Genomic DNA, 25,221 nt, shown 5'->3' with positions numbered 1-25,221 from the left:
AGCCCCGCTGTCCCCGCAGCCGGCCACTCACCGCACCTCGCGAGTCCGCCGGGTGCTGGCAGTGGTGTGCCTGCTCGTCGTGGCCGGGCTGCCCGCCGGGTCGGCGACGGCAGGCGGCACCGGGCCGGGAACGCTGCGGGTGCTCCAGATGAACCTCTGCAACAGCGGCCGGGCCGGCTGTTACACCGGCCGGGCCGTCCCGCAGGCCGCCGACGTGATCGCCGCGGAACTGCCCGACGTGGTCACGCTCAACGAGATCTGCCGCGACGACGTGCCGACGCTGGAGCGTACGCTGCGGGCCGCCCGTGCCGGTGGCACGACGGTGTCCGCGTTCCAGGCCGCCGGTGACCGCCCCTCCGGCGGCCCCACCCGGTGCAACAACGGCGAGCCGTACGGGATCGGGTTGCTGGCCCGCCTCGACGCCCGCGACGCGCGGCCGTCGGTGCACCGGGGGACCTATCCGGCGCAGGACCTGAACGACCCCGAGGAGCGGGTCTGGCTCTGCGTCCGGGCCGACGGGCTGCACGCGTGCACGACGCACCTGGCGAACACCAGCGGCCCGGTGGCGCTGGCCCAGTGCGGGCAGTTGCTCGGCACCGTGGTGCCGGGGGTCCGGGGCGACGCCGTCGGCGCGCCGACCGTCCTCGGCGGTGACCTGAACCTGCGGGCCGGTGGCATGCCGGACGTGCGGTCGTGCGTGCCGGTGGGCTACCGGCGGATCGACGACGGCGGCCGCCAGCAGATCCTGGCGTCGAGCGGCGTGACGATCTGCTGCCGCCGCGCGGTGGACATGCGCGGGGCGACAGACCATCCGGCGCTGGTGGCGACCATGATCCGTTCGTGGCCGGTGCCGCCACCGGGACGGTACTGACCGAGGTCTCCGGACGCGCGGCGAAATTGGTCCGCGGTCCGTGCAACTTCGCGGGCGGGCGCAGCCGTTCTACCTCCGTCACGAGGAGGCAGTCGATTGAAAGCCGAAGACGAACAAGCGTTCCGCGAGTTCGTGACGTCACAGATGGCGTCCCTGCGCAAGCTGGCGTACATGACCTGCGGCGACTGGCACGCCGCGGAGGACGCCGTGGCCAACGCGCTGGTCAAGCTCTATCCACGCTGGCGGAAGCTGGAGCGGCCCGATCTCTACGTCAAGACCATGGTCTACCGGGCTGCGATCGACGAGACCCGCCGGCCCTGGCGGCGCGAGCGGTCGGCCGGCGACGCCGTGCCGGACGCCGCGGTACGGGACACGGCGGCGGTGACGGACGAGCGGATGCGCCTGTGGGCGGCGCTCGAATCCGTCCCGGCGGGGCAGCGGGCCGCCGTGGTGCTCCGGCACTACCTGGACCTGAGCCTGGAGGACACGGCCGCCGTGCTCGACTGCACGGTCGGCACGGCCAAGAGCCAGGTCTCCCGTGGGCTGGCGAAGCTGCGCGAGTCACTCGGCGGCGAACACCTCAATCTCACCGGCAGGCCGATGGAGGAGTGGACGAATGCAGTTGCGTGAACTGGTGGACGCCGTGACCGGCGACGAGCCGCCGATGGGCCGTACCGTCGACGACATCGTCGCGGCCGGGCGGCGCGCCGAGCGGCGCCGCCGGAACCGGTTCGCGACAGCCGGCGCGGCGGGCCTCGTCGCGGTGGCGGTCGCCTCCGCGATCACGGTGCCGGTCCTGGACGCGAGGCGCACCTCCTCGACGCTGTCCGAGGCGCCGCGTCCGGGCGTCAGCCCCTGGCCGGACGCCTCGCCGTTCACCTTCACCTTCACCGGGTACGACGCCGGCACGCTGCACGTGCAGGACCCGATCGTCGTGTCGACCGCGTACCAGATCGCCCCCGTCTACTCCGACCGGCACACCTCGAACGACAGGCCCGTCACCGCGGACGAGGCCGAGTCGATGCAGCAGGAGACGACAGCCGCCGGGGCGAAGCCGAGCCTCTGGGCCTACCTGACCGTCTACCGGCCCGGCGCCTTCGCCCCGGCCGCGATCAAGGGCGGGCGGAACGTCATGGTGGCCGGACGCAGGGCGGTGCAGGCGACGCTGCCGTACGCCCTCGACCCGAGCCAGCCGCCGGAAAGGGGCAACAAGCTGTTCGCCTGGCAATACGCGAAAAACGCCTGGGCAGTCGTCACGGCGATCTCCGGCGACGAAGCGTCGCCGAGCTTCCGCGACCTGAGTGGCCTTGTCACGGGCCTGAAGCCGGCCGGGCCGACGCCGGCTCCGCTGCCGTTCACGGTGGGCTACCTGCCGCGGGGTTACGTGCCGCTCCAGGTGGGCACGCACGCCCTGCCCGGCCTGAGCGGCATCGCCACCGCCCGCGCCGGTGACTACGGCGGCGCGACGTACACCAGGCCGCCCCTGCCGACCTCGGGCCTGACCGCGCCGTTCGACTCGGTCGAGGGCGCGATCAGGGACGGGTTCCACATCTTCGTCACGCCGAGCACCAGCTCCAACCAGTCACCGGAGCCCGGTGCGACGAAGTGCTATCCGGGGGCGGCCCGCCGGGGCGGGTTCTGCAACATCTGGAGCGTCGACGGCAGTGTCGTCGTCCAGGTCAGCTCCGAGGGCGTCGGCGGCCGGCTGCCCCAGGCCGAGCTGCTGAAGATCGCCCAGGGGATCACCGTCGCCGACGACGTGCGGGACGAGTCGACCTGGACGCCCGCCGGGGACGCCCTGACACCCTGACCGCCGGAACGAGCCGGTGACGGCGGGAGCGGCCGGACCGCTCCCACCGTCACCGCCTGATCTACAGGAACCGCCAGCGCTGGTGCGCGGCCCCGGTGTCGTCGGCGAGGACCGCCTGCGCACCCTGGGCGCCGGAGCCGCCGCTGAGCCCGAGCACCCGGCCCCCGTTCGCGCACTGGATCCGGAACCAGCCGCCTCCGCCGTGCCGCAGCCGCCACCTGTGGTCGGCGGTGCCGTTGTCGGCCCACTGCACGATCCGGGCGCCCGCCGCGCTCGAGCCGCCCTCGACGCCCAGCACCTTGCCGCTGTTGCCGTTGCGCAGCCGCAGGTAGCCGCCGGTGTCCACCAGGGCGGTCCAGAGGTGGTCGGCGGTGCCGGTGTCGCCCCACTGGATGACCAGCCCGCCGTCGGCGGTGGACATGTTCTGCACGCCGAGCACCAGACCGCTGCCAAGGTTCTGGATCCGCCGCGCTCCGTTGGGCAGGAACCGCCACTGGTTGTCCAGGCTGCCGTTGTCCGGGTCCTGCACGGCGAACGCGCCCTGGGCGGTCGAACCGCCGGAGATGCCGAGCAGCTTGCCGGTGTGCACGTTGCGCAGCTTGTGGCTGCCGTCGCCGACGTCGACAACCGTCCACAGGTGGTCGGCGGTGCCGTTGTCCGCCCACTGCAGGATCCGGGCGCCGTCGGCGGTGGACATGTTCTCCACCCCCAGCACCTTGCCGCTGTTGACGTTGCGCAGCCGCAGCGCCGACCCGTCGACGACGAGCTGCCAGTCGTGGTCGGCGGTGCCGGTGTCGCCCCACTGCAGCGCGAGCCCGCCGTCGGCGGTGGACATGTTCTGGATGCCGAGCACCAGGCCGCTCGCCGCGTTGGCGAGCCGGAAACTCGCCTCCCCGCCGCCACCGCCCGCGCCGACCCGCCAGTAGACCGTGTAGTTGTGCCCGTGGGCGTCGTAGAACGGGCCGAGGTTCACGGTGGCGCCGTCCGCCCGGGCGGTGAACGCGAGACTGCCGGTGCCGGTACGGGTCACCGAGCCGGGGTCCAGCGTCGGCAGGGCGCTCAGCGTGGTGTTGCCGTAGTTGCCGGAGAGCACCACCGGCCCGTACGTGACGGCCTGCACCGCGGCGTCGTCGTTGGCGGCGACAGTCGCCACCCGCATCGGCAGCCGGACCGTCACCGTGTCGCCGGAGGTCCAGGCACGGGTCAGGACGGCGTAGGTGCCCGGCGTGGCGGCGATACCCGCCGCGACGCCGTTGACGCTGACGCTCGCCCCGCTGGTCCACGCCGGGATCCGGATCCGCATCGTCCACGACCCGCTCACCGAGCCGGTGACGGTCAGCGTCGTGGTGTCGCCGACCGGGTACGAGGTGGCCTGGGTGACGGTGATGCCGCGCTGGCTCCAGGTCAGCACCGACGGGACGAACAGGTTGACGGTCAGCGTGGTGCCGTTGTGGAAGTAGATCGCGTCCGCGAGCGTCGTGTTGGTCTCCAGCCCGGTGCCCTGGCAGCACCAGAAGGAGTTGTAGTCGGTGCTCCAGGTGCCGCCGCCCCACGCCGGGCCGACACCGCGCCGCCCGCCCGGGTTGAGCGGGGTGAAGTAGGTGACGTGGCCGTGTGCGTCGGCCGGGTTCTGCTGGCCGATCATGTGGTTGAGCAGCGCGCGTTCGTAGAAGTCGGCGTACGCGACCCGGTCCGGGTCGAGCTGCCACAGCTCCCGGGTCAGCTTGAGCATGTTGTACGTGTTGCACGCCTCGCAGGTGTCGTTGCGCAGGTAGCCGGCGATCGCGTTCGGGGCACGGAAGTGCTCGGCCTGGCTGTTGCCGCCGATGGCGTACGTGTGGGCGCCGACGGTGATGGCCCACGCGTTCGCGGCGATGTCGCGGTAGCGGGTGACGCCTGTCGCCTTGTACTCCCGGGCCGCGCCGATCCACTTGGGCACCTGGGTGTTGGCGTGCAGGCCGTTGAGCTGGTCGGAGTTCGCGGCGAGCGGGTTGAACACGGCGGCGTGGTCGAACCGCTGCGCGACGGTCAGCCACCGCGCGTCGCCGGTCTGCTGGTAGAGGTCGGTCAGCACCGCGTTCATGCCGCCGAACTCGGTGCCCAGCATGGCCTGCATCTGCGCCGAGGTGAGCCGGCCGGTGCGCTGGTCGACCCAGCCGGCCAGCGCCAGCAGCACGTCCCGGGCCTGGGTGCTGCCGATCAGCCGCCACACGTCCAGCAGCCCGGCCAGCGTCTTGTGGATGCAGTAGTAGGGGACGTTGCCGTTGCTGAGGGTCCGTGCCTCCAGCGCGGTGAAGTCGGACTCCGGGAAGCCGGACAGGTAGCCGGCGCTGAACCCGGCCGCGCCGTTGTTGGCCTGGCAGCGGGCCAGCTCGGCGACCATGGTGAGCGCCTTGTCCCGGCAGGTGGTGTCGTCGAGCACCGCCCACGCCTGCGCCCAGGCGGTCAGGAAGTGCCCCTGCATGTGGGTGCGGAACGGGAAGTTCGGCGCGTCCCAGCCGCCGTTGGCGGCGGCGCCGCCGGTGGACAGGCGGTGGTTGGCCCGGAAGTTGTAGAGCAGCCGGTTCACGTCGACGAAGCGCAGGTAGGCGACCGTACGGTTCTGGTTGTCCTGCCAGCGCCCGGCGGTCAGCCGGACCTGACCCGGGTCGAAGGCGTACGCGGACACGCCGATGTCGGGGCGGGCCGGTGGCAGCGCGGCGTGCGCCGTACCGCCTGCGGTGACGGACCCGGCGGCGGCCGCGACGGCGGTGGCGCCGGTGGCGCGGAGCAGGAATCGGCGGTTCACCAGGGGAGCGGGCATGGACGGCCTCCGTGGCGGGACGGTGGTGGTGGGGGGACGGCTACGCGGTGACCCGGAACGTGACGTCGGCGCGGAACGTGGCGGTGGACAGGGCGCCGAGGGTGAACGCGCGTCGGGTCAGGGGCACGAGTGGCCCTCCTCTGCGGTGGAGATGACGGCCGCGTTAACGCTAACAATCTCCCCTAGCCTGGCGTTTGCATAGTCGTCTGTCAATCGAATGGTGGCGTTAACGCGTTCAGCTGCGAACCTCCCGGCGCACCGCCGTGGTCTCCGCGTACACGATCAGGATCAGCAGCGCGGCCAGCAACGCGGAGCCGGCCAGCAGCGGCAGCCCGTACGCCAGGACGCCCAGCGCCACGATCACCGCCAGCCCGGCCGGCCGGTACCAGGTCACCCGGCGGTGCACGGCCGCTGCGAGCCCGATCCAGCCGATCAGGAACAGCGCCGGGCCGCTGAGCGCCACCACGAGTGCGGCCGGATCGCGGGACAGCGGATCCCCGATCATCACCTGCGCGCCGACCGCCGTGGCCACCACCCCGGCCACCATCACCAGGTGCAGGTAACCGGCCAGCAGGCCGAGCCGGCTCCCGGACGGCCCGCGCGCCTCGATCGCCTCGCCGAGCCGCATCCCGCCCGGCACCAGGTAGAGCCGCCCCACGGTGACCGCGTTCACGAATGCCAGCGCGAACGCCACGGTGCGGTAACCGTCGAAACCGGCGTTGCTGAACACGATCCCGGCGGACAGGATCAGCTCGCCCAGCGCGATGATGTAGATCTGCTGGTAGCGCTCGGCCAGGTGCTCGCCGACCACCTGGAGGTCGCGCCAGCTCGACCGGCCCAGCCCCGGTGTCGGCCAGCGCAGTCGCGCCAGGACGAGATCCAGGACGATCGCCGCGGTCCAGAGCGCCACCTGCGCCGTCCCGGCGAGCGCGCCGGTCACCCACAGCACCCCTGACACACCGAACCAGATCGCCACCCGCAGGCTCCGCACCCGCAGCGGATGGCCGCGCAGCGCCGGCAGCAGGATCAGCGGCCGGCCCAGGTGGATCGCCACGTACGCGCCGGCGAACACGAGCGCGTGCCCGGTGTACGCGGTGGGCGCCGCCGCCGCCATCAGCAGGCCGCCGAACATGACCCAGATCAGCAGCGTGACGATCGGCGGGGAACGCGGGTCGAACCAGTCCGTCGACCAGGCGGTCACGAACCACACCCACCAGATCGGCACCAGCAGCAGCGCGGCCCGGTACGCCCCGCCGAGGCTCAGATCCTCCTCCAGCACCAGGGACACCCGGTTCAACGCGAGGATGAAAGCCAGGTCGAAGAAGAGTTCCAGGAACGACGCCCGGCGGGAGGCCTCGCGGGGCCGCAGCAGGTGCCCACGCGGCTCACTCGCCATCCGGTCCCTTCCGTACGCGCCGTCGACGACACCAGTCGTACCAGCCGCGGGCGGGTCGCGCGGGCGAACGCCGCAGGGCGGGCCGACGGTCGTCCCGGCCCGCCCCGACGCGGATCAGCGGTTGCGGTAGTGGTTCATGGCCAGGGCCACGCCGGACGCCAGCGCCAGCACGCCGAAGGCCGAACCGGCCCACGGGTTGCCCAGGACGTTCGACAGCGTCACGTTCGCCACCACGCCGACGACGAGCACCAGCCAGAGCAGCGGGCGCATCCGGGTGACGGGCGTCGTCGCGGCGGTGGTCTCAGCACTACGGTCCAGGTCGTTCACGGCTGCCTCCTCGGGTGATGTCCTTGCACCTGAACGTTAGGCGCGGGGCCGGCCGGGAACGATCCCGCCAGCACGACAACCGGGGTACAGCAGGCTGTACTTTCCGCCCCCGGCACTGACGCACGGCGACGGCGGTGACCTATCGTTTCGGCCGGGGGTGGGCCGGGATGGAGTTCGTACGCGGGCGGTTCCGTGCCGCGGTGACCGCGCTGGAGCACCTCGTCGGCGGGCTGGGCACCGCCGTGCTGGCGCTCGGCGTGCTGCTCGGCACCGTTGTCGTGGCGGCGGCCTGCGTCGGCGGGGTCGGGCTGCTGCTCGTACCCGGGATTCTCCAGGCGGTGCGGTCGGTGGCCGACCGCGAGCGCGCCCGGCTGTCCCGGTGGGGGCCGCCGATCCCGGCGCCCGGCCCGGTGCCGGCCGGGGTGCGCGCGGCGCTTCGCGACCCGGTCCTGCGGCGGGAGCTGCGCTGGGTGGCCGTCCACGGCACGCTCGGCTTCGGCGTCGGGCTGACCGCGCTTGTGCTGCCGATCTACGCCGTGCAGGACATCACGTTTCCGCTCTGGTACCGGCTGGTGCCGCCGGAGGCCGGCGCGCCCGGCATCGGTTGGTGGCACATCAACGGGCTCGGTGACGCGCTGGCGGTCGCCGCGCTCGGGGTCGGCTGGCTCGTCCTCGCGGTCACGACCGGCCCGGCCCTGGCGCGGATCCAGGCCCGGCCGGGCAGACGGCTGCTGCCCCCGCCGCCCGGCGTCGACCTGTCGCTGCGGGTCGCCGAACTCACCGCCACCCGGGCCGCCGCGCTCGACGCGCACGCGGTCGAGCTGCGCCGCATCGAACGGTCGCTGCACGACGGCACCCAGAACCGGCTGGTCGCGGTGAACGTGCTGCTCGGCGCCGCACGGCGGGCGGTACGCCGCGATCCGGACCGCGCCGACGAGATCCTGGAACGCGCACAGGACGCGGCCGAGCAGGCGCTCGGCGAGCTGCGTACGGTGGTGCGCGGCATCCTCCCGCCGGTGCTCGGCGACCGGGGCCTGGCCGGGGCGCTCGCCGGGCTCGCCGCCGAGTGCGCGGTGCCGTGCCGCCTGTCGGTGGACGTCGACGTGCGCTGCGCGGCGGCGGTCGAGGCCACCGCGTACTTCGTGGTGGCCGAGGCGCTGACGAACGTGGTCCGGCACAGCGGCGCGAACGGCGTCGAGGTCGCCGTGCGCCGGGAGGGGGACCGGCTGCTCGTCACCGTCACCGACGACGGTCGCGGGGACGCCGACGAGACGCGCGGCTCGGGGCTGACCGGCATCCGCCGCCGGGTCGAGGCGTACGACGGGCGGATGACGTTGACGAGTCCACCGGGAGGACCGACGAGGATGCACGTGGAGCTGCCATGCGGATCGTGATCGCCGAGGACGACGCGCTGCTGCGCGAAGGGCTGGCGCTGCTGCTGCGCGCCGAGGACCTGGACGTGGTGGCCACCGCCGGCACGCCGGGGGAGTTCCTGACCGCTGTGGACGAGCACCGGCCGGACGTCGCGATCGTCGACGTGCGGATGCCGCCCACCCACACCGACGAGGGCATCGTCGCCGCGGTCGAGGCCCGCCGCCGCCGGCCGGGCCTCGCGGTGCTGGTCCTGTCCGCGTACGTCGAGCAGGCGTTCGCCACCGAGCTGTTCTCGGTCGGCGCCTCCGGGCTCGGCTACCTGCTCAAGGAGCGGGTGGGCCGGGTCGAGGAGTTCCTCGCCGCGCTGCACCGCGTCGCGGACGGCGGCAGCGTGATCGACCCGGAGGTGGTCGGGCAGTTGCTCGCCCGCAACCGGCGGCCGGACACCGCCCTGGCCGAGCTGTCGCCTCGTGAGCACGAGGTGCTGGCGCTGATGGCCGAGGGGCTCGGCAACGGCGCCATCGCGGAACGGCTGTTCGTCACCGAGGGCGCGGTGCACAAGCACATCCGCAGCATCTTCGCGAAGCTGAGCCTGCCGCCGGACGACCGCGCGGACCGCCGGGTCACCGCCGTGCTGCGCTATCTCGACGGCCGGCGGTAAGCGTACGCACGTCCGCGCGCCGCCTCGCGGGAGGCGGCGCGCGTGCGATGTCGAGGCGGATCAGCGGCGGGTGCCGCACAGGGCCGCGTCGACGGTGCTGGTGACCGCCTCCAGCATCTCCATGCTCGTCGGCAGCCCGGTCACCGCGACCACCGCGCTGCGCCCGTCGGTGGTGGACAGGTTGCGGGTCTGGAAGCCCTGGATGTCGCCGCCGTGTCCCCAGGCGTGACCGCCGCAGGGCAGCTCGTGCCGGGCGATGCCCAGGCCGTACTCCCACACGCCGGTGGGCTCGAAGTCGGGCGCCGGCACCGTGCGCGTCAGCGCCGCCTGCTGGGCCGGCTTCAGCAGCTTGCCCGCCAGCAGCGCCTCGAAGAACGTCCGCAGGTCCGACGGGGTCGATACGAGCTGACCGGCGGCCCAGCCCAGCGACGGGTCCATCCGGGTCACGTCGATCCACGGCGCGCCGGGCTCCACCGCGACGTATCCGCGCGGCAGCCGGCCGGGCAGGTCCTGCTCGCCGGTCTGCGGCCAGTACGTGTCACGTAGCCGCAGCGGCTCGATGATCCGCCGGGTGATCTCCTCACCGACGGGGCGCTTGGTGACCCGCTCGATGATCAGCCCGGCCAGCACGAAGTTGGTGTTGCTGTACTCCCACTTCTGCCCCGGCGGGAAGCGCCGGTCCTGGGTGAGCGCCTCGTCCAGCAGCCGGCGCGGATCGAAGTAGTCGCTGCGGCGGTCCACCAGATCCTGCGCCTCGCTGAACACGACCTCGTCGTAGTCGGGCAGGCCGCTGGTCTGCTGCAGCAGCTGGCGTACGGTGATCCGCCGCCCGTCGTTGCCGTTGGCGCGCACCATCCCGGGCAGGTAGCGCTCGACGGTGGCGTCGAGGTCGACGCGACCCTCGCCGACGAGCTGGAGGACGACCACGGCGGTGAACGTCTTGGTGTTGCTGCCGACGCGCACCCGGGCGTCGCGGGGGATCGCGGCGCCGGTGCGCAGGTCACCCAGGCCCGCGGTGTAGTCGCGCACCCGGCCGTCGCGGCGTACGGAGGCCAGCGCCCCGGGGAAGCCGTGCTCGGCGACCAGGCCGTCCAGTCGCTTCTGGACGGCGTCGGCGGCGGGACGCCGGGCGTCGGTGGTCGCGGCGGACGCGGCGGGCACACCCAGCGCGGTGACGGTGAGCAGGGCCGTGGCGCCGACGGCGACCGGGAAGGTACGGCGGTTCATGGGAACTCCTCGACGGAGGTGAACGGGTACGGCCTCAAGCCTCGCCAGAACCGGCCCCGTGCTCCATCCCGCCTGCTGCCGGATCGCGGGTAGCGCTGGCACTACCCGAGCCGGTCGGAAAATGGCCTTAGCATAGATAAACGTCAATGCCATGACACCGAATGTCGATTCCCGGCGCCGTCCATACACGCATTGTGCGCGCATTGTGCGCGCCTCCCCGTAGCATCCCCGGAGCGATGATCTTCGTTGCCGTCCGGGTGCGCTCACCGGCCGTCGGTGGGGGAGGGGAAGCGATGACGAGTCGCGGCGCGGGCGGTGCGACGCCGTGACCCGGGTGCGGTTCTTCGCCCTGGGTCCGCTGCACGCCGAGGTCGGCAGTGAATGGCTCGACCTCGGGCCGATACGCCAGCAGGCGGTTTTCGCGCTGCTGCTGTTCAACGCCGGCCGGGTGGTCACCCCGGCGTCGATCCTCGAGGGCGTCTGGGGCGGAGACGCCCCGCCGACCGGCAGGAAGCTGATCCCGCCCTACATCTACCGGCTGCGGCGCACGCTCCAGGCCGCGTCCGCCGGCCACGACGGGCCCACCATCGACACCCTGCGCATCGGCTACCGGCTGCGTCTCGGCTCCGCCCGGATCGACGTCACCGACTTCGACGAGGCGGTGGAACGGGCCACCGCGGCGGAGAACGGCGGTGACCTCGCCGGTGCCGCCGCGCACCTGGCCGCGGCGGAGAAGATCTGGGCCGGTGAGCCGCTGGCGGGGCTGCCCGGCCCGTACGTCGAGAGCCGCCGGCACCACCTGCGCGAGCGCCGCATCGTGTGCCTGGAACACCGGATGGACCTGCAACTGCGGCTGGGCAACTTCCACGAGGCGATCCCCGCCCTGCTGGCCCTGCGTACCGAGCATCCGCTGCGGGAACGGCCGGCGATCCTGCTGATGACCGCCCTGTACCGCACCGGCCGGCAGGACGAGGCGATCGAGGTCTTCGGCTCCTTCCGCAGCCGGCTCGACGCCGAACTGGGCGTCGAACCGACCCCCGCGCTGAGCGAGGCGTACACGTCGATGTTGCGGGGCGACCTCGGCGTCTGCGCGTCTCCCGGCACGAGCCGTCCACGCCCGGGCGGCGACCACCACGGACCGCGCGACCACACCGCGCAGTGAGGCGGAGCAGATGCACGACGACTCCGACCCGGTGCAGCCGGGCGACGCCGCCTGGTTCCTGGCGTACTCCCTGCCGGAGCGCCTGACCGGCCGGCGTCCCCGGGGCCCGGTCGACACCGAGGTCGGCCGGATCCGGCTGAAGATGTGGCGGGACGAGCCCGTGCACGCCCGGCGGCCCGACCGGGCCGCGAGTCACCTGGCCGAGCACGGTCTGGACGAGGCCGGCCTGATCCGGATGCTCGGCGAGGCGCCGAAGACCGTCCGCGACCGGTTCGACCGGGAACCCGAGTACGCGCGGCGACTGGTCGACGCGTGGCGGCGCAGACCGCCCACCGGCGCCGGACCCGACGACCCGACCGGGTTCGCGGTGGTCGTGGCCCCACTGGTCGAGGACGCGCGGGAGCAGCTCCGGAGCCGGGTGGACGCGCTGGTGGCGGACCACCCCCGACTGAGCGCCGAGGCGTTGACCACGCACCTGGGACACGGCCCGTTCGACACGCTCAACGGGATGCTGGCCCGGGTCATGGCACTGGAGCTCAACGTGCTCCGGATCCGCGGTGACCTGGCCGGCGCCACGCCGCACGAGCGCTTCCACCACTTCCTGCACCGGCTGCGGCAACCGGCGCACGCCCTGCGCCTGCTGCGGGAGTACCCGGTGCTGGCCCGTGACCTGGTGCGGGTCGTCGACGACTGGGCCGATGCCCGGACGGAGTTCGCCGAGCGCCTCGTCGCCGACCACGCCGCGCTCGCCGCGTGCCACGGCGGCCCGGACGCCCTCGGCGACCTGGCGCAGGTCAGCTTCGGCGCGGGCGACAGCCATCGCGGTGGGCGCTCCGTGGCCGTCGTACGGTTCACCTCCGGCGCCCGAGTGATGTACAAGCCCCGCAACCTCCGGGTCGACCAGCACTTCCAGCGCCTGCTGTCCTGGCTCGACGACAGAGGCGCGCAGCCACCGCTGCGGACGTTCTGGGTCCTCGACCGCGGGACGTACGGCTGGACCGAGTTCGTCGAGAGCGGCCCGTGCGCCGACCGGGACGCGCTGCGTCGGTTCCACCGGCGGCAGGGCGCGCTGCTGGCTCTGCTCCAGACGCTCGGCGCGACCGACTTCCACCTGGAGAACGTGATCGCCTCCGGCGAGCACCCGATGCTCATCGACCTGGAGGCGATGCTGCACAACTGGCAGTGGGAACGGCCGGCCGAACCGGACGACCGGGCGGGCTACCTCCAGGCGGTGGGCATCGACCTGATGAGCCGGTCGGCGGTCACCGTCGGACTGCTGCCCGCCCCGGTGCTGTGGACCGAGGGCAGCCAGGTCAACCGGTTCGACATGAGCGGGATGGCCGGCGCGGGCGGCCAGCTCACCGCCCGGCCGGTGATGGTCTGGAACGGCCTCGGCACCGACGAGATGCACCTGGACCGGCAGCGGGTGACGTTGCCCGGCTCGGCGAACCTGCCCACGCTCGCCGACGACGAGGCCGACGTGACCGAGTTCGCCCCGGAGATCGTGGACGGCTACCGCCGGCTCTACCGGATCCTGCTCGAGCACCGCGACGACCTGCTGGCCGCGGACGGGCCGCTGGCGGCGTTCGCCCGCGACGAGGTGCGCGTCGTGCCACGGGCCACCGAGTCGTACGTCCGGATGCTCGCCGAGGCCCGGCACCCCGACCTGCTGCGTGACGCGCTGGACCGGGACCGCTGGTTCGAGAACCTCTGGGCCGGCCACGACGGGCGCGAGCAGCGGGAGCGGCTGATCGCCGCGGAGCTGGCGCAGATGCGTGCCGGTGACGTCCCGATCTTCGTGACCACGCCGTCGTCGACCGATCTCGTCGGCGGTGACGGCACCGTGCTGCCGGCGGCGCTGCGGCGCACCGGGCTCGACGCCGTGCGGGACCGCCTCGCGGACATGTCGGAGGACCACCTGGCCCAGCAGAGCTGGATCATCGAGGCCTCCGTCACCGCGCTGATCATGGGTGACCCGTCGACCTGGCGCCCACCCGCCCCGCCGCGCCGCCCCGCCGCCGCGGGCCCGGTCCCGCCCGAGCGGCTCGTCGACGCCGCACGCCTGGTCGGGAACCGGCTGCTGGCCACCGCGCTCACCGACGGCGACCGGATCTGCTGGCTCGGTCTGGGGCTGGTCGCGGACAAGGTGTGGATGCTCGGCCCGAGCGCCATGGACTTGTACAACGGCATCAGCGGCATCGCCCTGTTCCTCGGCCGGCTGGCCCGGGTCACCGGCGACCCGGCCTACCGGCGGGCCGCCGACCTCGCCGCCACGATGATGCTCCGCGAGGGGCGGGCCTGGCTCGCCGAACCGGCCGACGCCACGCTGGGCGTCGGCGGCTTCGACCACCTGGGCGGCGCGGTGTACGCCCTGAGCCACCTCGCCGCCGTGCTGGACCGCGCCGACCTGCTCGACACCGCCACCGGCCTCGCCGCCGCGATGGCCGCCCACACCGCCGACAGCCGCGAGTACGACATCATCAGCGGCACGGCCGGTGGACTGCTCGCCCTGCTCTCCCTGCACCGGATGACCGGCGACCCCGACCTGCTCGCCGGTGCCGGCGCGATGGCCGCGCACCTGACCGCCGGCGCGCGACCGGTGGCGGGCGGCGTCGGCTGGCACGGGGCGCTCTACGTCGACCGTCCGCTGGCCGGTTTCTCCCACGGCGCCTCGGGCATCGCCACCGCGCTGGCGCGCTGGGACCGGCACCGGGGCACCGACGAGCACCGCGCGACGGTGGACGCGGCACTGCGGTACGAACGGACGCTCTACGACGAGACCACCGGCAACTGGCGGGACCTGCGTCCGGACGCGCCGCCCGGCCGGGGCATGGTCGCCTGGTGCCACGGCGCGGCCGGGGTCGCGACGGCTCGTGCCGAACTGCTCGGTCACGCCACCGACGACGACCTCGTACGCGACGACCTGCGGCTCGCCTCGGCCGCGTTGCGCGACCCGCACAACCTGCTGCACAACCACTCGATCTGCCACGGCGACCTGGGCAACGCCGAGGCCGCGTGGGTCGTGGCGGCGGCCGTCGGCGACGACGCCCTGGCCCGGCACGCGGCCACCCTCACCGCCGCGGCCGTGGCCGACGTCGAGGCGGGCGCCTGGCGGTGCGGCGTACCGCGCGGCGTCGAGACCCCCGGGCTGATGTGCGGGCTGACCGGCATCGGCTACGCGTTCCTGCGCCTGGCGGACCCGGCCGGGGTGCCGTCGGTGCTGTCGCTGGAGCCGCCGCACGACCATCGCGGTGCCATCGATCTGCCATAGCACAGCCCTACGGTTCCGCCTGTGGAGGCCAACCCGTACACCCTGCACGACGACCTCGATCGGAGACCCACATGGACTACATCAGGGCATGGAAGGACCCGGTCTACCGGGCGTCGCTCAGCGACGAGGAGCGGGCGGCGCTGCCGGCGAACCCGGCCGGTTTCGTCGAGCTGAGCGACCACGAGCTCGACACCGCACCCGGTGGCACGTGGACCCCGACCCCCACCATCACCGCGGTCACCGGTGTCGCCGGATGTTTCAGCATCAACGGCACCGTCTGCAACGGCACCTGCGCGGTGTTCACCGTCGGCTGCTGCGGCTGACCCGAGGCACCGACCCGGACGGACGCGTCTCCTCCCTCCACGACACGTTCCGCCGCCGGCACACCCCGAACCCCCGAGGAGAACTTCGATGGACATCGTACGAGCCTGGAAGGACCCCGAGTACCGGGCGAGCCTCTCCGCCGACCAGCTCGCGGCGCTGCCCGAGCACCCCTGCGGCGTGGCCGAGCTCGGCGACGACGTGCTCGCGCACATCGCCGGCGCCCGCACCGAGTACCTGCTGACGCTCGGCTGCTGCGGCGGCTTCACCGCCCGGGAGACGCCCTGTGGCTCCTGCGGCGCCACCTGCGGCGGCACCACGTGCGGTACCTGCCAGACGCAGTCGACCTGCGGGCTGTGCACCGCCTGATCCGCTCCCCACACCGACGGCGCCCGGGCATTCGGGACGTGTCCGGGCGCCGTCGGACCCGCGAGACCTGACGCCGCGAGAGAGAGCAACCATGACGTACGCGCGCCCGCCCGCCGACGGCCCGGTGGACCTTTCCCACCCCGGCTGGTATCTGGCCCACTCCCTGTCCGAGCGGCTCGGCGCCGGGACGCCGGCCGGGACCGTGGACGAGGAGCGGGGCCGGCAGCGACTGCGGCGGTGGAAGGACGAGCCGGTCTTCGACGGAGGCGGCGAGCTGTTCGACAGCTGGCTCCGGGAGCTGGGCCTCGACGAGCCGGCCCTGGTCCGGGTCCTCGGCGAGACCCCGGAGACGGTCCGCAGCCGGTTCACCGACGTACCGGACCACGTGCGCGCGATCGAGCGCGCGTGGCGTGACCGCCGGCCGGGCGGTGGCGCTCCCGCGCACGATCACCACGACCACGACCACGACCACCACCACGACCCGCACCCGCACGGGGCCTTCGTGGAACTGGTCCGCCCGCTGATCGACGACGGGCTGCGCCGGGTACGGCAGGCCGTGCACGAGGCGTGCGCCGCCGCACCGAGCCCGCACGTCGACGCCGACCGGCTCGCCGAGCAGCTCTGCGACCCGCCCACCGGCGCGATCAACCTGCTCGTCGGCCGGGTGCTGGTCCTCGAACTCAACGTGCTGCGGCTGGAGGGCCAGCTCGCCGGGGCGACGCCGGAGGAACGGTTCCAGGACTTCACCCGCCGCCTGCACGATCCGAAGTACACACTGGACGTCCTGATGGAGTACCCGGTCCTGGCCCGGGACGCCACAGTCCTCGTCGACAACTGGGTCGACGCCCGGGTCGAGTTCGCCCGGCGCCTCGTCGCGGACGCGCCCGCGCTGGCACACCGGCTCGGCGACCCGGCGGACCTCGGCGCCGTCACCGGGGTGTCCTTCGGCGCCGGCGACTCGCACCGCGGTGGCCGCTCGGTGGGATTCGTCCGCTTCGCCAACGGCGCCCGCGTCGTGTACAAGCCCCGTGGCCTCCAGGTGGAGCTGCACTTCCAGCAGTTGCTGGAGTGGCTCAACGCCCGTGGCGCGCAGCCGCCGCTGCGGACCATGTGGGTCCTCGACCGCGGCGGGTACGGCTGGTCGGAGTTCGTCGCCGCCGGCCCGTGCGCCGACCGGGAGGCGCTGCGCCGCTTCTACACCCGGCAGGGCAGCTACCTGGCGCTGCTGCACAGCCTCGCGGCCGTCGACTTCCACCTGGAGAACGTCATCGCCGCCGGCGAGCATCCGATGCTCGTCGACCTGGAAGCCCTGTTCCACCCGGAGAGCGAGCAGAGCGACAGGCAGATCGGCGTATCGGCGGAGTCCTTCCGGACCATGCGCGAATCCGTGCTCGAGGTCGGGCTCCTGCCCCGGCCGATCATCTACCAGGACGACGACGGCGTCGGCGGGGTCGACTTCAGCGGGCTCGCCGGCACGGCCGGGCAGCTCACCCCCACGCCGGTGGCGACCTGGGAGGAGTCCGGCACCGACCGGATGCGCCTGGTGCGCCGGCGGATCGAGATGAGCGGCGGGCAGAACCTGCCCAGCCTCGACGGCGCGGCCCACCACACGCTCGACTTCAGCGACGACATCATCGCCGGGTTCGAGCGCACGTACCGGCTGCTGCACCGCCACCGCGACGACCTGCTGGCCGCGGACGGGCCGGTGGCGGCCTTCGCCGACGACGAGGTACGCGTGATCCTGCGTGCCACCCGCACCTACGCCAAGGTGCTGCAGGAGAGCCGGCACCCGGACCTGCTGCGCGACGCGCTCGACCGGGAGCGTTTCCTGAGCTTCCTCTGGCTGCAGGAGGAGTGGCCGGGGGCCGAGGCGAGGATCGCCGCGTCCGAGCAGGCGCAGCTCAGCCGCGGCGACATCCCCTTCTTCAGCACCGCCCCGGCGTCGCGGGACTTCGTCGCCGGCGACGGATCGGTGATCACCGGGGTACTCGCCAGCAGCGGCCTGGACCGTTCCCGACGGCGGATCGCCGCGCTCTCCGACGCCCACCTCGCCCAGCAGACCTGGATCCTGCGCAGCTCCCTCGCCGCGTTGACGATGGGCGTGGAGAGCCAGGGCCAGTGGTCGCAGTACCAGGTCACCGCCGCCACCACGCCGGCACCCGCGGACCGGTTCGTCGCCGCCGCCCGCGCCGCCGGGGACCGGCTGCTGCTCACCGCGGACACCGGCGAGGACTCCATCGCCTGGCTCGGGCACACCCTGGTGGCCGACCGGATCTGGCAGCTCGGCCCGGTCGGGATCGACCTGTACAACGGACTGTCCGGGATCGCCCTGTTCCTCGGCTACCTCGGGGAGATCAGCGGCGAGCCGCGGTTCCGTGAGGCCGCGGAGGTCGCGGCGGCGATGCTCACCCGTCAGGTCGACCTGCTCGACGAGACTCCGGTGACGAGCCTGCAGAACTTCACCGTCGGCGCGTTCAACGAACTCGGCGGCCCGCTGTACGCCCTGAGCCACCTCGGCGCGCTGTGGCGCCGCGACGACCTGCTCGACGCGGCCGAGCGGATCGTGCCCGTGCTCCTGCACCTCGCGCCCGAGGACGAGGCGTACGACGTGATCAGCGGTGCGGCCGGGGCGATCCTCGCGTTGCTCGCGCTGCACGCGGCGCGCCCGTCGCCACGCCTGCTCGACGCGGCCGGCACGTTCGCGCGCATCCTGCGGGACCGGGCCGAGCCGGTCGGTGACGGGATCGGCTGGGCCGGCGCGGTGAACCCCAGCCGGCCGCTGGCCGGCTTCTCGCACGGCGGTTCCGGCATCGCCGTCGCGCTGGCCCGGCTGGACCGCGTCCTGGGCAACCGAGACCACCTGCCGCTGGTGGAGGGTGCGATCCGGTACGAGCGCTCCGCCTTCGACCCGGAGCACCGCTGCTGGCTCGACCTGCGTGACACCACCCCGGACGGCTACTCGATGATCGCCTGGTGCCACGGCGGCCCCGGCATCGCGCTCGCCCGCGCCGACCTCGCCGAATACGTCGACGACAGCGATCTCGTCGACCGTGACCTGCGCGACGCCGTCGACGGCATGCTGCGCTTCGGGCTGACCGGCGAGGTGATCACCGGCACCGGCAACCACAGCATCTGTCACGGCGACCTCGGCAACGTGGAGGCCGTGCTCGCGGGCGCACGGGTCCTCGGCGACCGGGCCGCGGCCCGGCAGGCCGAACTGGTGGCGGCGAGCATCCTCGACTACATCGACCGGGACGGGTGGCTGTGCGGGGTGCCGCTGGGCGCGGAGACACCCGGTCTGATGAGCGGCATCGCCGGTATCGGCTACAACCTGCTGCGCCTGGCGGCGCCCGACCGGGTCCCGTCGATCCTGCTGGTCGAACCGCCGCGGCCGGCGGGGGAGCGTGGCCGCCGTGGCTGACCAGCCGATCTGGCCGTACCGCCCGCAGGCGCTGGCCACCTACCAGGGCGGTCCGCCCGACGTCCCGGTCCGGTTGCCGATCCGCTCCTCGCGCCGCCCGCTGGCAGCGCTCGCCGCGCTGCTCCTGGCCTGCCTGGTCTTCGCCTCGGTCACCCGGGTGCCGAAGGCGGTCGACGGCGCCGTCGTGGGCGCCGACGGGTCGTACCTCGTCGCGGTGTTCGGCGGTCGCCTCGCCCCGGCGCCCGGCGACGAGGCGACGCTCAACCAGGACACCGGGCGGACCACGGTGCGAGTGGTCCGCTCGGAGGTCGTCGAGGACGCCGCCGCCGCGGGCCGGTGGCGCCTGCCCCCGACGGTCGCCCGCCCGGCCACCGTGGTGCTGCTGTCCGGTGCCCCGGCCGGTACGGCCTTCGGCCGGCTCAGTCTCGTGGTCGCCGAACCCACAGTGCTGCAGTTGCTGCCCGAGGCGACGGACGCGCTGCGATGAGCGCGACCACCTCCCGCCGCCCGCGCCGCCGGGTGCCGGTGATGCTCCAGATGAGCGCGACGGAGTGCGGCGCCGCGTGCCTGGCGATGGTCCTGACCGCGCATCGCCGCTGGACGTCGGTCGCGGAGTGCCGCGAGCGCCTCGGCATCGGCCGCGACGGCGCGACCGCGTTGCAGATGGCCCAGTTCGCCCGCGAGAACGGCATGCGGGCACGCGGGGTCAGCGTGGACCTCGACGCGCTGGACCAGCTGGAACTGCCCGCGATCGTGCACTGGAAGTTCCGCCACTATCTGGTCCTGGAGCGGTGGGACCGGCGCGGCGCCGTCGTCGTCGACCCGGCGATGGGCCGGCGGCGGATGAGCCGGGAGGAGTTCGGCGAGGGCTTCACCGGCATCGCCATCGAGCTGACGCCGCAGGAGCGGTTCGAACGCCGGCCCGGCCCGGGTCGGCTCGCCTCGCTGCGCTTCGCCCGCGGCATGCTGACCTTCTCCCGCCCGCTGCTCGGCCTCGTGCTGCTCGTCTCGTTGCTGCTCCAGGTGGCGGTGCTGCTGCCCGCCCTGGTCACCAAGTTCGCCGTCGACGTGGTGATCGGGCAGGGCCAGGTCGACGCTCTGACCGTCCTCGGCGCCGGCATGGTCCTGCTGCTGGCCACCCAGGGCGTCGGCAGCTACACCCGGGGGCTCGCGCTCAACGTGCTGCACGCCCGCATGGACGACACCATGATGCGGCGCTTCTTCGACCACCTGCTCGCCCTCCCGTACTCCTACTTCCAGCTCCGCAGCAGCGGCGACCTGCTCATGCGGATGTCCAGCAACACCGTCATCCGCGACATGGTCACCAGCCAGACCATGTCGCTGGTCCTCGACGGGCTGTTCGTGGTCGTCTACATCGGCCTGCTGCTGGCGCTCACCCCGCTCTACGCCGGACTGGTGCTCGGGCTGGGCCTGCTTCAGCTCGCCGCGATCGTGGCGACCTACCGGCCGATGCGGGAGCGCACCCACCGCGACATCGCGGCTCAGGCCGAGGAGCAGAACTACGCGGTCGAGGTGCTGGCGGGCGCGGAAACCGTGAAGGCGATGGGCGCCGAGCAGCAGGTCCTCGGACGTTGGTCCGGGCTGTTCCAGAGCCGGCAGTTCGCCTCCCTGCACCGCCGCCGGCTGGAGACCGGCGTCGAGGCGCTCCTGTCCGCCTTCCGGATGGGCTCGCCGATGCTGCTGCTGTGGGTCGGCGCCCACCAGGTCGTCGCCGGCCGGATGTCGCTGGGCACGATGCTGGCGCTCAACGCGCTCGCCGCCGCCGTGCTCACCCCGCTGATGGGTCTGGTCAACACCGCCCGGCAGCTCCAGACCGTCGGCACGCACCTGGAGCGGATCCGCGACGTCATGGATGAGAACGCCGAACAGGACACCTCGGCGAGCCGGCCGGGGCGGCGTATCACCGGCCAGGTGACGCTCACCGGCGTGGGCATGCGGTACAGCAGCAACGCCGACTGGGCGGTACGCGGCATCCACCTCACCGTGCCGGCCGGCGCCAAGGTGGCGCTGGTCGGCCGGACCGGATCGGGCAAGACGACGCTGGCCAAGACGGTGATCGGGCTGTACGTGCCGACCGAGGGGGAGGTGCGTTTCGACGGGCGGCTGCTTCAGGACCTCGACTTCCGCGAGCTGCGCCGCTCGTGCGGCATGGTGACGCAGGATCCCGCGCTGTTCGCCGGATCGGTCCGCGAGAACATCTCCCTCGGCCACCCGTCCGCCACCTACGAGGAGGTCGTGCTCGCCGCGCAGCGCGCGCAGATCCACGACGAGATCATGGCGATGCCGATGGCGTACGAGACACGGCTGACCGAGGGCGGCGGCGGGCTCTCCGGCGGCCAGCGGCAACGCCTGGCGCTGGCCCGCGCCCTCGTGCACAACCCGCCGCTGCTGCTCCTGGACGAGGCGACCAGTCACCTGGACGTGGTCACCGAACGCCGGGTGGACGAGGTGCTCACCGCGTTGTCGTGCACCCGGATCGTGATCGCGCACCGGCTCAGCACCGTGGTCAACGCCGACCTGATCGGCGTGATGGAGGACGGACGCCTGGTGGAGCAGGGCACGCACGAGGAACTGGTCGCCCGTGGCGGTCCCTACGAGGCCCTGATCCGGGACCAGCTGCAGAACGCCCGGCCGGGCTGACCCGTGGCCGGGTCAGCCCGGTGGCAGCCGGGCCAGCCGTCGCCGGAGCTCGTCGGCGGCCGGATCACCCAGGTCGTCGTAGATCCGCACCGCCCGCCGCCACGCCTCGGCGGCGCCGGCGGTGTCCGCCGTCGCCTCGCGCGCCTCGCCCAGTCGGATCAGGGTCAGCGCCTCGTGGAACCGGTTGACCGACTCCCCGAAGTGCGCGACCGACTGCTCGTAGCACTCCGCGGCCCGCTTCGGGTCACCGAGCCGGTGGTAGGCGAACCCGAGGCTGTCCAGAGTCGCCGCCTGCCCCACCCGGTCGTCCATCCGCCGCTGCCGGTCGAGCGCCTCGGTGCAGTCGTCGACCGCCTGCCGGTAGTCCCCGGTGAGCGCGTGCAGGTAGCCCTTGCTGTTAAGCGCCCGCGCCACCGCGTACTCGTTGCCGGTCAGCCGGGACACGCGCAGCGCCTCGACGCTGTACGCGAGCGCCTCGTCCAACCGGTCGCTCTGGGTGCACAGCTCGGTGTAGTGCCGCAGGATCAGGGCGAGGCCGGCCAGATCGCCGAGTTGCTCGTACATGCCCAGGGCGCGCCGCAGATGGTGCTCGGCCGCGTCCCGGTCGCCGAGCCGCATCAGCGCGCGAGCCAGCATCCGGCGTGCCACCGCCTCGGCCTGCCGATCGCCGATCCGCTTCGCCGCGTCCAGCGCCACCCGCTGGACGGTCAGCTGGTCCTGGAACAGCCCGCGGGGCGCCAGGTAGGCGGCGAGCGCCCAGGCGAGCCGGCCGGCGTACCGCTCGAGGCCGGGTTCGCCGGCCTGGCGCAGCACCCGCAACAGCACCGGGCGCTCGGCCTGGAACCAGCGCTGCGCCGCGATCCGGTCCGGCAACGGCACGGGTACGTCCGCCGGCCCGAGCGGCACCGGTTCGAGCGGTGTCCAGGTCGGCTGGAGCAGCACGGCGGCGGCGAGCGCGGTGCGCAGGTAGTGGTCGAGCAGCCGCCGGACGGCCGCGTCCCGCTCCTGGGGGCGGTCGCGCTCCCGTGCCAGCTCCACCGCGTACGACCGCAGCAGGTCGTGCAGCACGTACCGCTCGGGCCGGTGCTCGGTCAGCAGGTGCAGGCGGCTCAGCTCCAGCAGCAGCGGAGTGACAGCCGACGCCGGGGCGCCGAGCAGCGCGGCGGCGGCGTCGAGGGTCAGGTCCGGGCCGGGATGCAACCCCAGCAGGCGCAGCAGGCAGGCCGCGTCGGTGCTCAGCGCCCGGTACGACCAGGAGAAGGCCCGCCAGACGTCGCCCTCGGCCAGCAGTCCCAGCCGTGTCCCGGGCGGCCGAAGCTGCGCCGCCACCGCGTCCAGCGGAAAGGTCGGCCGGGCCGCCACACGCGCCGCCACGATCGAGAGCGCCAGCGGCAGGCGGCCGGTCGACTCGATCATCTCGGTGGTGGCCTCCGGCTCGGCGGCGACCCGGTCCGCGCCGATCCGGCCGCGCAGCAGCAGCGTCGACTCCTCGGCGGTCAGCACGCCCAACGTCAACGGCCGGGCGCCCTCCACCACCGCCAGCCCGCTGAGCTGGTCGCGACTTGTCACCAGGACCGCGCAGCGGCCCGCGCCCGGCAGCAGCGGGCGTACCTGCGCGGCGTCGCGGGCGTTGTCGAGCAGCACGAGCATCCGGCGCGGGGCCAGCAGGCTGCGGAACAGGCCCGCCCGGCCGTCGACGCCGCCCGGGATCCGGCCGGCCGGCACGCCGAGCGCCTCCAGGAAGGTGAGCAGGGCGTCGGCCGCGGGCACCGTGTCGCCTTCGTCGTAGCCGCGCAGGTTGACGTACAACTGGCCGTCCGGGAACCGGCCGGCGGCCCGGTGCGCCCAGTGCAGCGCCAGCGTGGTCTTGCCCACCCCGGCCATTCCGCTGACCGTGACGATGCGCACCGAGTCGCGTCCGTCCGGCCGTTCGCCGAGCGTCGCGTCGAGCACCGCGAGTTCGGCGTCGCGTCCGACGAAACCGGCGGCGGCGAGCGGAAGCTGACGCGGCCGGTGGTGCGTCGTGGCCTCCGGCCCGGCACCCGCCGGTGGCGCGGCGGCCGGGCCCCGGGCGAGGCGGTGGTGCAGGATGTCGTCGTGCAGGCGGGTGAGTTCCGGGCTCGGGTCCATACCGGTCTCCTCCGCCAGCACCCGGCGGGCCCGGCGGAACGCCGCCAGCGCGCCGGAGACGTCGCCGAGTTGGTAGAGAGCGGTCATGAGCTGCGCCCACGCGCGCTGGCGCAGCGGGTGACGGTCGAGCAGCGCGCGCAGTCCGGGGATCACCCGGGCCGCTTCGCCGAGCGCCAGCCGTGCCGCCGCGTGGTCCTCCTCGGCCAGCAGCCGCCGCTCCTCGATCCGGGCGACACGGCCGGCGAGCGGCCCGGGCAGCGGGAGTCCGGCCAGCACCGGCCCACGCCACAGCCCCAGCGCGTCGGCCAGTTCCGTGTCCGCCGTCGCCGGGTCGCCCGCCGCCAGGGCGGCCCGGCCCCGGGCCGCCGCCACGTCGAACCGGTCCAGGTCCGACTCGCCCGGCTCGACCCGTAGCAGGTAGCCGCCGGGGGTGGTGCGGATCCGCTCGGCGCCGGACGCGCCGAGCGCCTGCCGGAGGCCACGCAGGTAGGTGCGCAGGTTCGCCGCGGCCGAGGTGGGTGGCCGGTCGCCCCACACCAACGTCGCCAGCTCGTCGGCGGAGACCGCCTCCCCCCGCCGCAGCAGCAACGCCGTGAGAACCAGTTGCTGCTTCGCCGAGCCGAGGCCGACCGCCACGCCGTCGCGCGTCACCGTCAGCGGGCCGAGCAACGCGAAATGGACATGCATGGTTGCTTCAGCGTACGACCGCGCGGCCACCCGGAGCGCCGGCGCTCGCGTCGTCCCATTCCTCGCACCGGGCCGTCCGCGCGCGCGGGACACCCGACGGGCGCCGTCCTGGCTATGCTCGGGCAAGCGTCGCGTGCCGGTGGCAGACCGTGTCAGGCATGGAGGCGCCGGATCGAAGGGAGCACGACGGTGACACTCGTCGTCCCTTCGCCCTCGCCTCATGGCTGAGGGCGAACAGACCAGGCTGGTGGCCTGGAGCCGGGAGATGCGGGCCGTGCACGAGCGGCTGCGCGAGGCGCTGGAGGCGACCCGGCAGGCGCTGGCCGACGGTGAGCCGGCCCGTCCCGCGACGCGTGACCTGCTGTTGTTCTGCCACGGGTTCTGTGCGGCGCTGACCGCGCATCACGAGGGCGAGGACCACAGCCTCTTCCCGGCGATCGCGACGCGGCATCCCGGGTTGCGCGACACGCTGGACCGATTGCGGCAGGACCACTCGATGATCGGGTACCTGCTGACCGGGCTGAGCGCGGCGGTGGCCCGCGACGCCCCGCCCGGGGAACTCGCCCGGCACCTGGAGGGGGTGGCGGCGGTCATGGAGTCGCACTTCCGGTACGAGGAGCGCAGCCTGCTCACCGTGCTGGAGACGCTCACCCTGGACGCCGACCCGGGCGACGTGTTCGGGCCGTTGTGAGCACGGTCGCGGCCCGGCGGGATGCGCACCGCCGGGCCG

18 protein-coding genes are annotated in these 25,221 nt (G+C 73.7%); 13 read left to right on the top strand and 5 right to left on the bottom strand.

Features of this window, described 5'->3' with window-relative positions; translation table 11 throughout:
- Nucleotides 1-52: 52 nt before the first annotated feature.
- The 3 genes from O7604_RS26855 (at nucleotide 53) to O7604_RS26845 (ending at nucleotide 2,681) form a co-directional block, all read left to right on the top strand.
- Nucleotides 53-871 (top strand): endonuclease/exonuclease/phosphatase family protein, encoded by an 819-nt coding sequence (locus O7604_RS26855; RefSeq protein ID WP_269706780.1) that lies wholly within the window; start codon nucleotides 53-55, stop codon nucleotides 869-871.
- Nucleotides 872-967: 96 nt separating this feature from the next.
- Nucleotides 968-1,501, top strand: coding sequence for a SigE family RNA polymerase sigma factor (locus O7604_RS26850; RefSeq protein WP_120570384.1), 534 nt, complete (start codon nucleotides 968-970; stop codon nucleotides 1,499-1,501).
- The gene (locus O7604_RS26845; protein ID WP_281578175.1) at nucleotides 1,488-2,681 is read left to right on the top strand and encodes a hypothetical protein; all 1,194 of its coding nucleotides are present in this window, start codon (nucleotides 1,488-1,490) and stop codon (nucleotides 2,679-2,681) included. Before O7604_RS26850 ends, O7604_RS26845 begins: the two co-directional genes overlap by 14 nt.
- A 61-nt stretch (nucleotides 2,682-2,742) precedes the next feature.
- Here O7604_RS26845 and O7604_RS26840 read toward each other — a convergent pair whose 3' ends face one another.
- The 3 genes from O7604_RS26840 to O7604_RS26830 all read right to left on the bottom strand — a co-directional run bounded on the left by O7604_RS26840 (nucleotide 2,743) and on the right by O7604_RS26830 (nucleotide 7,207).
- On the bottom strand, nucleotides 2,743-5,484 hold the full coding sequence (locus O7604_RS26840; RefSeq protein WP_281578174.1) for a beta-L-arabinofuranosidase domain-containing protein: 2,742 nt from the start codon (nucleotides 5,482-5,484) through the stop codon (nucleotides 2,743-2,745).
- 235 nt (nucleotides 5,485-5,719) lie between these two features.
- Nucleotides 5,720-6,880, bottom strand: coding sequence for a low temperature requirement protein A (locus O7604_RS26835; protein WP_281578173.1), 1,161 nt, complete (start codon nucleotides 6,878-6,880; stop codon nucleotides 5,720-5,722).
- Nucleotides 6,881-6,994: 114 nt separating this feature from the next.
- Nucleotides 6,995-7,207 carry a hypothetical protein gene (locus tag O7604_RS26830; RefSeq protein ID WP_269706776.1) on the bottom strand — a complete coding sequence of 71 codons (213 nt, stop codon included), beginning with the start codon at nucleotides 7,205-7,207 and terminating at the stop codon, nucleotides 6,995-6,997.
- Nucleotides 7,208-7,374: 167 nt separating this feature from the next.
- Between O7604_RS26830 and O7604_RS26825 the strand changes: the two genes are divergently transcribed.
- Both O7604_RS26825 and O7604_RS26820 read left to right on the top strand, forming a co-directional pair.
- Complete coding sequence (locus tag O7604_RS26825; RefSeq protein ID WP_348651014.1) at nucleotides 7,375-8,601, top strand: sensor domain-containing protein; 1,227 nt, start codon at nucleotides 7,375-7,377, stop codon at nucleotides 8,599-8,601.
- On the top strand, nucleotides 8,589-9,242 hold the full coding sequence (locus O7604_RS26820; RefSeq protein ID WP_269706774.1) for a response regulator transcription factor: 654 nt from the start codon (nucleotides 8,589-8,591) through the stop codon (nucleotides 9,240-9,242). The genes O7604_RS26825 and O7604_RS26820 overlap by 13 nt, the downstream gene beginning before the upstream one ends.
- A 60-nt stretch (nucleotides 9,243-9,302) precedes the next feature.
- On the opposite strand, the gene O7604_RS26815 is transcribed toward O7604_RS26820, so the two are convergent.
- Entirely contained in the window at nucleotides 9,303-10,469 is a 1,167-nt protein-coding gene (locus tag O7604_RS26815) for a serine hydrolase domain-containing protein (protein ID WP_281578171.1), read from the bottom strand.
- A 325-nt stretch (nucleotides 10,470-10,794) separates the two neighbouring features.
- Between O7604_RS26815 and O7604_RS26810 the strand changes: the two genes are divergently transcribed.
- The 7 genes from O7604_RS26810 (at nucleotide 10,795) to O7604_RS26780 (ending at nucleotide 21,674) form a co-directional block, all read left to right on the top strand.
- Nucleotides 10,795-11,631, top strand: a complete 837-nt coding sequence (locus O7604_RS26810; RefSeq protein WP_281578170.1) for an AfsR/SARP family transcriptional regulator — start codon at nucleotides 10,795-10,797, stop codon at nucleotides 11,629-11,631.
- Nucleotides 11,632-11,641: 10 nt separating this feature from the next.
- A complete protein-coding gene (locus O7604_RS26805) occupies nucleotides 11,642-14,902 on the top strand; it encodes a type 2 lanthipeptide synthetase LanM family protein (protein ID WP_281578169.1) in 3,261 nt (1,086 codons plus the stop codon).
- 71 nt (nucleotides 14,903-14,973) lie between these two features.
- Complete coding sequence (locus tag O7604_RS26800) at nucleotides 14,974-15,225, top strand: mersacidin/lichenicidin family type 2 lantibiotic (RefSeq protein ID WP_269706770.1); 252 nt, start codon at nucleotides 14,974-14,976, stop codon at nucleotides 15,223-15,225.
- 88 nt (nucleotides 15,226-15,313) lie between these two features.
- Nucleotides 15,314-15,592, top strand: coding sequence for a mersacidin/lichenicidin family type 2 lantibiotic (locus tag O7604_RS26795; RefSeq protein WP_269706769.1), 279 nt, complete (start codon nucleotides 15,314-15,316; stop codon nucleotides 15,590-15,592).
- Nucleotides 15,593-15,683: 91 nt separating this feature from the next.
- The gene (locus tag O7604_RS26790; RefSeq protein WP_281578168.1) at nucleotides 15,684-19,013 is read left to right on the top strand and encodes a type 2 lanthipeptide synthetase LanM family protein; all 3,330 of its coding nucleotides are present in this window, start codon (nucleotides 15,684-15,686) and stop codon (nucleotides 19,011-19,013) included.
- Nucleotides 19,006-19,500 (top strand): hypothetical protein, encoded by a 495-nt coding sequence (locus O7604_RS26785; RefSeq protein WP_269706767.1) that lies wholly within the window; start codon nucleotides 19,006-19,008, stop codon nucleotides 19,498-19,500. The genes O7604_RS26790 and O7604_RS26785 overlap by 8 nt, the downstream gene beginning before the upstream one ends.
- Nucleotides 19,497-21,674: a peptidase domain-containing ABC transporter gene (locus O7604_RS26780; protein WP_269706766.1), complete on the top strand. Its 2,178-nt coding sequence runs from the start codon at nucleotides 19,497-19,499 to the stop codon at nucleotides 21,672-21,674. Before O7604_RS26785 ends, O7604_RS26780 begins: the two co-directional genes overlap by 4 nt.
- A 12-nt stretch (nucleotides 21,675-21,686) precedes the next feature.
- On the opposite strand, the gene O7604_RS26775 is transcribed toward O7604_RS26780, so the two are convergent.
- Nucleotides 21,687-24,491 carry a BTAD domain-containing putative transcriptional regulator gene (locus O7604_RS26775; RefSeq protein ID WP_281578167.1) on the bottom strand — a complete coding sequence of 935 codons (2,805 nt, stop codon included), beginning with the start codon at nucleotides 24,489-24,491 and terminating at the stop codon, nucleotides 21,687-21,689.
- Between the two features lie 220 nt (nucleotides 24,492-24,711).
- On the opposite strand from O7604_RS26775, the gene O7604_RS26770 reads away from it, so the two are divergent.
- Entirely contained in the window at nucleotides 24,712-25,182 is a 471-nt protein-coding gene (locus O7604_RS26770) for a hemerythrin domain-containing protein (protein WP_281578166.1), read from the top strand.
- Nucleotides 25,183-25,221: the final 39 nt, after the last annotated feature.

The sequence above is a fragment of the Micromonospora sp. WMMA1947 genome, assembly GCF_027497355.1.
Lineage (GTDB): Bacteria > Actinomycetota > Actinomycetes > Mycobacteriales > Micromonosporaceae > Micromonospora.
The sequence above is the reverse complement of the archived record's forward strand: the minus strand, read 5'-3'. Positions and strand labels throughout refer to the sequence as shown.

What these genes read in the sequence shown, in the direction of transcription:
- O7604_RS26845 (WP_281578175.1), top strand. Translation starts at nt 1,488, where the DNA reads ATGCAGTTGCGTGAACTGGTGGACGCCGTGACCGGCGACGAGCCGCCG.
- O7604_RS26840 (WP_281578174.1), bottom strand. Translation starts at nt 5,484, where the DNA reads ATGCCCGCTCCCCTGGTGAACCGCCGATTCCTGCTCCGCGCCACCGGC.
- O7604_RS26835 (WP_281578173.1), bottom strand. Translation starts at nt 6,880, where the DNA reads ATGGCGAGTGAGCCGCGTGGGCACCTGCTGCGGCCCCGCGAGGCCTCC.
- O7604_RS26825 (WP_348651014.1), top strand. Translation starts at nt 7,375, where the DNA reads ATGGAGTTCGTACGCGGGCGGTTCCGTGCCGCGGTGACCGCGCTGGAG.
- O7604_RS26820 (WP_269706774.1), top strand. Translation starts at nt 8,589, where the DNA reads ATGCGGATCGTGATCGCCGAGGACGACGCGCTGCTGCGCGAAGGGCTG.
- O7604_RS26815 (WP_281578171.1), bottom strand. Translation starts at nt 10,469, where the DNA reads ATGAACCGCCGTACCTTCCCGGTCGCCGTCGGCGCCACGGCCCTGCTC.
- O7604_RS26805 (WP_281578169.1), top strand. Translation starts at nt 11,642, where the DNA reads ATGCACGACGACTCCGACCCGGTGCAGCCGGGCGACGCCGCCTGGTTC.
- O7604_RS26800 (WP_269706770.1), top strand. Translation starts at nt 14,974, where the DNA reads ATGGACTACATCAGGGCATGGAAGGACCCGGTCTACCGGGCGTCGCTC.
- O7604_RS26795 (WP_269706769.1), top strand. Translation starts at nt 15,314, where the DNA reads ATGGACATCGTACGAGCCTGGAAGGACCCCGAGTACCGGGCGAGCCTC.
- O7604_RS26790 (WP_281578168.1), top strand. Translation starts at nt 15,684, where the DNA reads ATGACGTACGCGCGCCCGCCCGCCGACGGCCCGGTGGACCTTTCCCAC.
- O7604_RS26780 (WP_269706766.1), top strand. Translation starts at nt 19,497, where the DNA reads ATGAGCGCGACCACCTCCCGCCGCCCGCGCCGCCGGGTGCCGGTGATG.
- O7604_RS26775 (WP_281578167.1), bottom strand. Translation starts at nt 24,491, where the DNA reads ATGCATGTCCATTTCGCGTTGCTCGGCCCGCTGACGGTGACGCGCGAC.
- O7604_RS26770 (WP_281578166.1), top strand. Translation starts at nt 24,712, where the DNA reads ATGGCTGAGGGCGAACAGACCAGGCTGGTGGCCTGGAGCCGGGAGATG.